Genomic DNA, 10,053 nt, shown 5'->3' with positions numbered 1-10,053 from the left:
ACACCCACTGTTCGTCCACCGGAAACTACCCCTTGCCCCAACCGCACCCTTTGCGCTCCGTTGCAGTTGCTCGCGGGCGACTTCGCGCGCAACGTGCCCGACGACATGACCGCGCTCGACACGCTGTCGATCGCTCCGGTGGCGCCCGGCGCACCGAGTACGCTGCTCGAACGGCGGCCGGACATCCGGCAGGCGGAGGCACGGCTCAAGGCCGCCAACGCGCAGATCGGCGCCGCGCGCGCCGCGTTCTTCCCGCGCATCACGCTGACGAGCGACTACGGTTCGGTCAGCGACGCGTTCTCGAGCCTGTTCACCGGCGGCACGAGCGTGTGGACGTTCGCGCCGCGCGTCACGCTGCCGATCTTCGCGGGCGGCCGCAATCGCGCGAATCTCGACGTCGCGAATGCGCGCAAGCACATCGCGGTTGCCGATTACGAGAAGACGGTGCAGACCGCGTTCCGCGAAGTGGCCGATGCCTTCACCGCGCGCGACTGGATCGATCGTCAACTTGCCGCACAGCAGGACGTGTATGCGGCCGACGGCGCGCGGCTGAAGCTCGCCGAGCGTCGTTACGCGGGCGGTGTCGCGACGTATCTCGAACTGCTCGACGCACAGCGCAGCACGTACGAGTCGGGGCAGGAGCTGATCCGGCTCAAGCAGCTCAGGCTCGCGAATGCGATCACGCTGTACCGTGCGCTCGGCGGCGGCTGGTCGCCGGCATCTGCGGAAGCCGCGGCTTCCGCGTAATGCCCGTCGCCTGACGCAGCCGCGCGTCGGGCGGCATGACGGTGGCGGTACGCTTCGACGTGCCGCCGCCGCTTCCTTCGATCCATCCCGCTGTTCCAGCGATATCTTTCCCCACTGACAGGCCGGCCAGGACGCTTTTTCATCCTGTCGCCACGCGCACATGCGCGTTTCGGAACGCCCTTCGTCTTGCGGTTGCCCGGGTCGCCAATCCGCGCAAACGTGTGCGGGTTGTTTTTCCTTCTTTCTCTCATGCGATGCGGTCCCGATGTCGGGTTCCGGCGGCCACTCATGCGGGCGATTTACGATCTGGAATTGACGATCGAATTAACTATATATTGGAAATAATGAGGGCGGCAAAGTGTCGCAGTAAAACGTTTGTACTGATGTCGCAATCGTTTGCGCGAAAGAATTGAATTGATTGAATCGCCGGTTAATTTCCTGTTTGTTGAAAATGATTTGATATTGGCGTTGTCGTCCGGCAACGATGGCGGCATTGGACAATGTTTTGTCCTTTTTGCGGATGATTTTGCCGAAGCCAATACTGGCAAGGAGCAGCGGGGTGGTATCGACTGCCGATGGAAATTTTCTTTAATCTTCAATTGCTTCCAAAAAATAAAAAAGGACTGCGGATAAAAATTGGTGGATTGAAAATCGACAGGAAATAGTTCGGATTTAGAGGGCTAAATCGGACATTGTCAGAAGCATTTGACAATGATTTACAGAAAACTTTCACGATTATCTCGATAATGCCGCCTCGTGTCGGACGGAAGCCACCATGCGCTGCCGTTTGTATCCGCCACGTCATCTACTCCATTTGCAGTCCTTACGGGAAACGTCATGAAAAAATCCATCCTGACCGCTGTCGCACTCGCGGCCCTGTCGACCTCGGCCTTCGCAGCGGGCACCGGCACGATCAACTTCACGGGCGAGATCGTCGCGGGCGCATGCGGCATCGATTCGGGTTCGGTCAACCAGACCGTGAACCTCGGCAAGGTGCCGACCAACGTGTTCAAGCAGGCTGGCGACAAGTCCACGCCGACCAACTTCGACATCAAGCTGACCGACTGCGACACGAGCATTGCGCAGAACGCGTACTTCACGTTCACGGGCACGTCGAGCGCAGGCCAGCCGAAGCTGCTCGCGACGATCGGGTCGGCAACCAACGTCGGCATCCGCCTGCAGGCAGCGTCGGGCGAATACCTCGACAACGGCGCCGAGCAGAAGGCACCGACCGTGCTGCAGAACGGCACGAACATCGCACGCTTCGCGGCAATGTACGAAGCGACCGCAGCCGGCGTGACGCCGGGTACCGCCGACGGCGTGGCGAACTTCACGGTTCGCTACCAGTAAGCCGCTGTACCGGGGAAGGGTGCACACACCCTTCCTCGTTCGTTTTTTCTCCTTTTCCCTCTCCCTGGACTTCCGGTAGCGCCGCGTGCGAATCAGACATTCCTTCCTTTGCGTCTCCGTGCTGGTTGTCGGCAGCCAGAGCCATGCGACGGAATTCAATTCGTCGTTCCTGAACATCGACGGTTCGAACAACGTCGACCTGTCGCAGTTCTCGCAGGCGGACTTCACGCTGCCCGGCGAGTACATGCTCGACGTGCAGGTCAACGACCTGTTCTACGGGTTGCAGGCGATCGAGTTCATCGCCGTCGACACGTCGGGGGCGGGCAAACCGTGCCTGCCGCCGGAGCTCGTCGCGCAGTTCGGGTTGAAGCCGTCGCTCGCGAAGGACCTGCCGCGCTTCCAGGGTGGGCGTTGCGTCGATCTCGGCGCGATCGAGGGGACGACCGTGCGTTACCTGAAAAGCGACGGTCGGCTCAAGATCACGATTCCGCAGGCTGCGCTCGAGTTCACCGACTCGACCTACCTGCCGCCGTCGCGCTGGTCCGAAGGGATTCCAGGCGCGATGCTCGACTATCGCGTGATCGCGAACACGAACCGCAACTTCGGTGCGGGCGGCAGCCAGACGAATTCGATCCAGGCCTACGGGACGGTTGGCGCGAACTGGGATGCATGGCGCTTTCGCGGCGACTACCAGGCGCAATCGAACGTGGGCAATACGGCCTATGCGGACCGCACGTTCCGCTTCAGCCGGCTCTATGCATTTCGTGCGTTGCCGTCGATCCAGTCGACGGTGACGTTCGGCGACGACTACCTGACTTCCGACATTTTCGACACGTTTGCGTTGACGGGCGCGTCGATCCGCAGCGACGACCGCATGCTGCCGCCTTCGCTGCGCGGCTATGCGCCGCTCATCTCGGGCGTTGCGCGCACCAACGCGACCGTGACCGTATCGCAGGCAGGTCGCGTGTTGTACGTGACGCGCGTGTCGCCGGGCGCCTTCGCGTTGCAGAACATCAATACGAGCGTGCAGGGCACGCTCGATGTCGCGGTCGAGGAAGAGGACGGCAGCGTGCAGCGCTTCCAGGTGACGACGGCCGCCGTGCCGTTCCTCGCGCGTGCCGGGCAGTTGCGCTACAAGGCCGCCGTCGGCAAGCCGCGGCTGTTCGGCGGCGCCGGCATCACGCCATTCTTCGGTTTCGGTGAAATCGCCTACGGCCTGCCGTTCGACGTCACGGCGTATGGCGGCTTCATCGCCGCGTCGGGCTACACGTCGATCGCGCTCGGCGTGGGCCGCGATTTCGGCGCGTTCGGCGCGCTGTCGGCCGACGTCACGCATGCGCGGGCGAAGCTGTGGTGGAATGGCGCGACCCGCAACGGCAACTCGTACCGCATCAACTATTCGAAGCACTTCGACGGGCTCGATGCCGACGTGCGTTTCTTCGGCTATCGCTTCTCCGAGCGCGAATACACGAACTTCGCGCAGTTCTCGGGCGACCCGACCGCGTACGGCCTCGCCAACAGCAAGCAGCGCTACTCGGCGACGCTGTCGAAGCGTTTCGGCGACACGTCGACCTATTTCTCGTACGACCAGACGACCTACTGGGAACGTGCGAATGAGCAGCGCGTCGGCCTCACGCTCACCCGGGCGTTCTCGATCGGCACGCTGCGCAACCTGAACGTGAGCGTGTCGGCCTTCCGTACGCAGAGCGCCGGTGCAAGTGGCAACCAGGTCTCGGTCACCGCGACGTTGCCGATCGGCGGCCGTCACACCGTCACGTCGAACCTGACGACGGGCAGCGGCAGCACGAGCGTGAACGCGGGCTACATCTACGACGATCCGAATGGCCGTACCTATCAGATCAACGCGGGCGCGACCGACGGGCGTGCGTCGGCGAACGCGAGCTACCGCCAGCGCTCGTCCGCATATCAGCTGACCGCCCAGGCGTCGACGCTGGCCAATGCGTATGCGGCCGCGTCGCTCGAAGTCGACGGCTCGTTCGTCGCGACGCAATACGGTGTGTCGGCGCATGCGAATGGCAATTCAGGCGACACGCGCCTGCTGGTGTCGACCGACGGCGTGCCCGATGTGCCGCTGTCCGGCACGCTCTCGCATACCGACTCGCGCGGCTACGCGGTGCTCGACGGCATCTCGCCGTACAACGTCTATGACGCGACCGTCAACGTCGAGAAGCTGCCGCTCGAAGTGCAGGTGTCGAATCCGATCCAGCGCATGGTGCTGACCGATGGCGCGATCGGCTTCGTGAAATTTTCCGCCGCGCGTGGCTGCAACCTGTACCTGACGATGACCGACCCGGCAGGCAAGCCGCTGCCGTTCGGTGCGTCGGTGCAGGATGCGGCGAACGGCAAGGAGCTCGGCATCGTCGGCGAGAGCGGGGCGGCGTTCCTGACCCAGGTTCAGCCGAAATCCACGTTGGCGGTGCGCGCGGGCGAACGCACGCTCTGCACGATCGACACGCTGCCGAACCAGCTCCAACTCGAAGGCACGCCGATTCCGGTGACGTGCCAGACGCCCGGCGAGTCGCATGCAGCGGCTGCGCGGGTCGAACGATGAATTCACGGATCCAGCGATGAAAAATTCCTTTTCCCTTTCCCTTCCGCGGCGCGCATGGTGTGCGCTCGCGACGGCCGGCGCGCTGTTCGCGGGCACCGCGCAGGCGGCGATCGTGCCCGATCGCACGCGCGTGATCTTCAACGAGGGCGAACAGGCCGCGGTCGTCACGATCACCAACAAGAGCACGACGTATCCGTATCTCGTGCAGTCGTGGCTCGAGGACGCGAAGGGCAACAAGATCACGTCGCCGCTGATGGTCGTGCCGCCGCTGCAGCGCGTCGAGGCGAACGAGCGCAACGTGCTGCGGATCGCGAAGCTGCCGGGCACCGAGCTGCCGGCCGATCGCGAATCGGTGTTCTACCTGAACATCCGCGAAGTGCCGCCGAAGACGGATACGCCGAACACACTGCAGATCGCGCTGCATACGCAGATGAAGCTGTTCTACCGGCCGAAGGCCGTGCAGCCGACGCGCGACGAGGACTGGACGCTGCCGATGACGTTGCGCGTCGATTCGGCTGCGCACACGCTCGTGTTCGACAATCCGACGCCGTATCACATCACGATCGTCGACGTGGCTTCGGGTGCGCAGAAGACGCATGTGCCGCTGGACCCGGTGATGGTGAGCCCGATGAGCACGGCCAACGTGCCGTTCAAGGCCGCGACGCCGGCGACGCTGTTCGTCACGCACGTGGACGACTACGGCGGCCAGGTGGCGGTCGAGTATGCGTGCGAGGCCGGTGCCTGCAAGAGCGTGAAGAAATGAGCGGCGTTCGACGAAACGGCATCGCTTCGCGAATGCCGGCCTGGGTCAGGTGGTGTGTGCTCGCGCTGTTCGTCGCGGTTGCGCAGCCTGCGTGGGCACTGAAGTGTATTGCGGACAACGGCGGCCTGTCGCTGACCGAGGCGATCGGCAATGTCGCGTCGTATCCGACCGACGCGCCGGATGGTTACGTGATCTGGGTGTCGCCGCCGCGCACGACGACGGGCTATTGCTACAAGGATATCGGCGGACTGCAGAATTTCCCCGAACAGATCTACTTCTATGCAAACCCGGAGAAACAGAATCCGGCCGCGTGGGGGCTCGAAGTCGGCATCCGCTTCGAGGGCACCGACTATTACGGACGCAGCAGCCAGCCGGGGAACGGCATCGACACGCACCGCTCCGTGAAAATCTGCGAGATGACCGACCGGCAGGTCGATGCCGGGATGTGTCCGAAATGGCCCATCAGCATTACGTATCAGGTGGTCATTCGCAAGCGGGGCGCGTGGACGAGGCCGCCCTCGGATATCTACGCGGTGTTTCAGTTCGACGGCGAGCGCGGGCTGAACAGCAAGGGAAGCTTCCGCTACAAGCTGAGCGGTCTGCAGAATCTCAAGCCGACACCCTGCATGGTCGACGTGAAGGTCACCCCCGAGCCCGGCATCGTGAAGTTCGGCCAGGTGCAGGCGACGGGCAACGGCTTTTCGCCCGCGGTGCCGCGCAAGTCGTTCAGTCTCGCGCTGACCAAGCAATGCAACGTGCCGGTGCGCGTGGACGGCTACTTCGAGACGTCGCAGACGGTGCGTAACGGGCTGCTCGTACCGGATCCCAATAGCAATTTCGGCATCGGCATCGAGGACCGGAACGGCAAGGCGATTGCATTCAACGAACAGTTCGTGCTCGCCCAGATGCCGGGAAGCGTGAACTACCAGAGCGTGACGCTCGATGCCGTGCTGAAGGCGTTCGGCCCACCCAAGATCGGTCCGTTCAACGGTACGGCGACGATTCGGCTGTTCATCTATTGACGCACACGGTGCGGCCCACGCGTGCCGGCGCGCATGCCTCGGTGACGAAACGCTCGGCGGCAATGCATGCCGGACGCCAACCGGCCGTGCGTTGCATCGTTCGATGCAAGTTGTTACCGCAGCGTCGGTAAAACGAAAAACGCCGGCTAGCCGGCGTTTCTCACATCTGCTGCGCGATGCTCAGCGCACCCAGCGGCACATCTTGTGATGGTGATGATCGAAGTGACACACGCGGTGCGGATGCGCTTCGGCGATGGCCGGCACGAGCACGGCGGCGGCGAGCGCCGCGACGGTCAGGGTCTTGAGTAGCGTCTTCATGTTGAGGTCCTGTCGTTGAATAGCGGATCACGGGAGCGGCAGCGCATTACCACTGCGGCCGCTGATCGTCGCGATGGTCATCCCGGCGATCGTCGCGGCGGTCGTCATGCCCGGCGGGATGCTGAGCCTCCCAGTCGCGGCGCTCCCAGTAGCGATTTCCGTCCCAGTAACGATCGCCATGCCAGCCGATCGTGACTTCGGCCGGGCCAGGATAGGCGACGCATCCGGTGAGCATCACGCTCGACAGCGCACCAATCATGACAGCGGATAACACGATGGATTTCATGTTGTTCTCCCTTGGGAAACGGCACGTCGATCGTACGAGCCCTCAAAATTTCACGTGGTAATAAGTTGCTACCGCACATGACAGGCGCAGGCGTTTCGTCAGAACCGTGAAAGATCGTGTCGGCGCAAGCGGCAGCCGTATACGCCGCACGGACGCGCCAGTGGCCGCGCGCCGCAACCGCCGGCTGGCGTCCTATCTGTCAAAGCAACGATTTCGCCGATTGTTCAGACAAATCCTGACAGCCGAAAGGGATATCTCGTAATCGGATTGAGAATGATTTGCGTTTACGTTAAATTGCGCTATCTCGGAATTTGACGGAGCAGATCGATGGCGATGGCGGAAGTGCTCGACCGACCGGCGGCGGCAGCGGCGAACCCGTTCCTCGGCAGTTTTCCCGACCGGCCGCCGCGTGCGCGCCGTCCCGCGGAACCCCGTGCGCAGGGTGCGTTGCTCGACGTGCTGATCTCGCATCGCGCGATGCTCGTCAATGTCGCGCGCGGCTTCGTCGGCTGCGCGAGCCGCGCGGAGGACGTCGTGCACGACGTGTTCGTGAAGCTCGTCGAATTCCCGAACCAGGACGCGGTGCGCCAGCCGGTCGCGTACGTGACGCGGATGGTGCGCAATGCGTCGATCGATGCGTGCCGCCGGCAAAGCCTCGAGAACGTCTATCACACGGAAGAGGACGACGGCTTCGACGTGCCGTCGCCCGAGCCGACGCCGGAAGCCGCGCTGCTGACGCGCGATACGCTGCGGCGCGTGTGGGCGGCGCTCGACGACCTGCCGGCGCGCAGCCGCGCGGCCTTCGAGATGGTGCGGCTGCGCGAGGAGACGCTGCAGACCGCGGCGCGCGCGCTGAACGTGTCGCAGACGCTCGTGCATTTCATGGTGCGCGACGCGGAGCGCCACTGCGCGGAATGCCTCGACGCGTGCCATCGCGGCGTCGCGTGCCCGGTGTTTCTGGGCGGCCGCGCACGGCGCCGGTAAAAAACCGCGCCGGCCAATCGTCTATCAGACAGGAGCGGCCGAAACCGCCGCTTCGCCACCTTCAACCGCCTCAGCGATTTCCGATCATGACGCAAGCCACGACGCCTTCCGCCGACACCGACGACCTCGTCTATACGGTCGTCATCAACGACGAAGAACAGTATTCGATCTGGCCGACGTTCCGGCCCGTGCCGGCCGGCTGGCGCGAGATCGGCGTGAGCGGCCCGAAAGCCGACTGCCTCGCGCACATCGAGACGGTCTGGACCGACATGCGCCCCGCGAGCCTGCGCCGCGCGATGGACGGCGAGCGCGCATCGCGCGCGTCGTGACCTGCTGCGCCGCGTTTCCGGCGCACCACCTGAAGAGGACGTTGCATGACCCTGCTTTCGTTGCCGACGCTCGACGACCTGCGTATCGAGCCGGGGCTGCCCACCGTCGTGTCGCCGCGCGGCAGCGACGGAATGTCGATCGACGATGTTGCGCCGCTGGCGCGCGAAATCGCGGCCGACACGCTCGAACGGGCGGGCGGCGTGCTGTTCACGGGTTTTCACGTGCCGTCGATCGACGCGTTCCAGCAGTTCGCGGCGTCGTTCGGCGATCCGCTGATCGGCTATGAATACGCATCGACGCCGCGCAGCCAGGTCGAAGGCGCGGTCTACACGTCGACCGAATACCCGCCGCACCGTGCGATTCCGCTGCACAACGAGCAGTCGTACACGCGCGAATGGCCGCTGCGGATCTGGTTCCACTGCGCGCTCGCGGCGCCGAAGGGCGGTGCGACGCCGATCGCGGACAGCCGCGCCGTTTATCGCGCGCTCGATCCGGCGCTGATTGCGCGCTTCGAGAAGCGTGAACTGCTGTACGTGCGCAATTTCGGGCAGGGGCTCGATCTGCCGTGGCAGCAGTCGTTCGGCACCGACGAGCCGGCCGAGGTCGAACGGATGTGCGCGGTGCGCGGCATCGAATGCGCATGGCGCACCGACGATGACGGCGAGCTGCTGCTGCGCACCCGCGAACGCTGCCAGGCCGTCGCGCGCCATCCGCGCACCGGCGACCGCGTGTGGTTCAACCAGGCGAACCTGTTTCACCTGTCGGCGCTCGACGACGACATGCAGGAAGCGCTCGTCGACGCGGTCGGGCTCGAGAACGTGCCGCGCAACGTGTATTACGGCGATGGCGAACCGCTCGAAGCCGGCGCGCTCGCGGAGATTCGCGGCGTGCTCGACCAGCAGCGCATCGTGTTCCCGTGGCGCACGGGCGACGTGCTGATGCTCGACAACATGCTGACCGCGCATGCCCGCGACCCGTTCGAGGGGCCGCGCAAGGTCGTCGTCGCGATGGCGCAGAGTTATACGGTCCCGCGCGACCGAACGGAGGATTGATGACGCGTAGTACCGCCGCGCTTGCCGCGCGCGGGCTGTCGGTAGGATATCGCGACCATGTCGTGATCGACGGGCTGGACCTGTCGATCGCGGCCGGCCGCGTAACCGCGCTGTGCGGACCGAACGGCTGCGGCAAGAGTACGCTGCTGCGCACGCTCGCGGGCCTGCAGCCCGCGCGTGCCGGCCATGTCGAAGTCAACGGCCAGCCGCTCGCATCGTTTCGCCGTCGCGCGCTCGCGCGCGAGCTGACGATGCTTGCGCAGTTCAACCAGATTCCGTCGGGGCTCACGGTGCGCGAGCTCGTCGCCTACGGGCGCTATGCGTACGGCGGCTTCCTGCGCGGGCTGTCGCGCGCCGATCACCTGGCGATCGACGAGGCGCTCGAGACGAGCGGCCTCGCCGACGACGCGAACCGCGACGTCGGCGCGCTGTCGGGCGGTGAGCGCCAGCGCGCATGGATCGCGATGGCGCTCGCGCAGCAGGCGCCGATCGTGCTGCTCGACGAACCGACGACCTATCTCGACATCCATCACCAGCTCGACATCCTCGATGCGCTGCGCACGCTGAACCGCACGCGCGGACTGACGATCGTGTGGGTGCTGCACGACCTGAACCAGGCGGCCGCGTAC

12 protein-coding genes are annotated in these 10,053 nt (G+C 64.6%); 10 read left to right on the top strand and 2 right to left on the bottom strand.

Annotated features, from left to right (window positions below; genetic code table 11):
- From G3N99_RS27775 to G3N99_RS27750, 6 genes are all read left to right on the top strand, one after another.
- A partial coding sequence (locus G3N99_RS27775) for an efflux transporter outer membrane subunit (RefSeq protein WP_241011879.1) occupies nucleotides 1–747 on the top strand: 747 nt, incomplete at its 5' end.
- Nucleotides 748–1,143: 396 nt separating this feature from the next.
- The gene (locus G3N99_RS27770; protein ID WP_206123989.1) at nucleotides 1,144–1,380 is read left to right on the top strand and encodes a hypothetical protein; all 237 of its coding nucleotides are present in this window, start codon (nucleotides 1,144–1,146) and stop codon (nucleotides 1,378–1,380) included.
- A 204-nt stretch (nucleotides 1,381–1,584) separates the two neighbouring features.
- A complete protein-coding gene (locus tag G3N99_RS27765) occupies nucleotides 1,585–2,097 on the top strand; it encodes a fimbrial protein (RefSeq protein ID WP_034186931.1) in 513 nt (170 codons plus the stop codon).
- A gap of 118 nt (nucleotides 2,098–2,215) precedes the next feature.
- Entirely contained in the window at nucleotides 2,216–4,669 is a 2,454-nt protein-coding gene (locus G3N99_RS27760; RefSeq protein WP_206123988.1) for a fimbria/pilus outer membrane usher protein, read from the top strand.
- 16 nt (nucleotides 4,670–4,685) lie between these two features.
- Nucleotides 4,686–5,432, top strand: coding sequence for a molecular chaperone (locus tag G3N99_RS27755; protein ID WP_206123987.1), 747 nt, complete (start codon nucleotides 4,686–4,688; stop codon nucleotides 5,430–5,432).
- Nucleotides 5,429–6,454: a fimbrial protein gene (locus tag G3N99_RS27750; protein WP_174934198.1), complete on the top strand. Its 1,026-nt coding sequence runs from the start codon at nucleotides 5,429–5,431 to the stop codon at nucleotides 6,452–6,454. The genes G3N99_RS27755 and G3N99_RS27750 overlap by 4 nt, the downstream gene beginning before the upstream one ends.
- Nucleotides 6,455–6,634: 180 nt before the next feature.
- Here the strand turns inward: G3N99_RS27750 and G3N99_RS27745 are convergent, their stop codons facing one another.
- Both G3N99_RS27745 and G3N99_RS27740 read right to left on the bottom strand, forming a co-directional pair.
- The gene (locus G3N99_RS27745; protein WP_011351930.1) at nucleotides 6,635–6,772 is read right to left on the bottom strand and encodes an HHHH-motif protein; all 138 of its coding nucleotides are present in this window, start codon (nucleotides 6,770–6,772) and stop codon (nucleotides 6,635–6,637) included.
- Nucleotides 6,773–6,818: 46 nt separating this feature from the next.
- Nucleotides 6,819–7,058 carry a hypothetical protein gene (locus G3N99_RS27740; RefSeq protein ID WP_041492825.1) on the bottom strand — a complete coding sequence of 80 codons (240 nt, stop codon included), beginning with the start codon at nucleotides 7,056–7,058 and terminating at the stop codon, nucleotides 6,819–6,821.
- A gap of 327 nt (nucleotides 7,059–7,385) precedes the next feature.
- On the opposite strand from G3N99_RS27740, the gene G3N99_RS27735 reads away from it, so the two are divergent.
- From G3N99_RS27735 to G3N99_RS27720, 4 genes are all read left to right on the top strand, one after another.
- Nucleotides 7,386–8,042, top strand: coding sequence for an RNA polymerase factor sigma-70 (locus G3N99_RS27735; RefSeq protein WP_174936919.1), 657 nt, complete (start codon nucleotides 7,386–7,388; stop codon nucleotides 8,040–8,042).
- A gap of 86 nt (nucleotides 8,043–8,128) precedes the next feature.
- Entirely contained in the window at nucleotides 8,129–8,371 is a 243-nt protein-coding gene (locus tag G3N99_RS27730; protein ID WP_011351933.1) for an MbtH family NRPS accessory protein, read from the top strand.
- 45 nt (nucleotides 8,372–8,416) lie between these two features.
- Nucleotides 8,417–9,424, top strand: coding sequence for a TauD/TfdA family dioxygenase (locus G3N99_RS27725; RefSeq protein ID WP_174934194.1), 1,008 nt, complete (start codon nucleotides 8,417–8,419; stop codon nucleotides 9,422–9,424).
- Nucleotides 9,424–10,053 (top strand): ABC transporter ATP-binding protein (locus G3N99_RS27720; protein ID WP_206123986.1); only part of this gene is annotated, 630 nt, incomplete at its 3' end. The genes G3N99_RS27725 and G3N99_RS27720, both read left to right, overlap by 1 nt.

Origin of the sequence: Burkholderia sp. Ac-20392, from assembly GCF_017104585.1 — a bacterium.
Classification (GTDB): Bacteria; Pseudomonadota; Gammaproteobacteria; order Burkholderiales; family Burkholderiaceae; genus Burkholderia; species Burkholderia lata.
The sequence above is the reverse complement of the archived record's forward strand: the minus strand, read 5'-3'. Positions and strand labels throughout refer to the sequence as shown.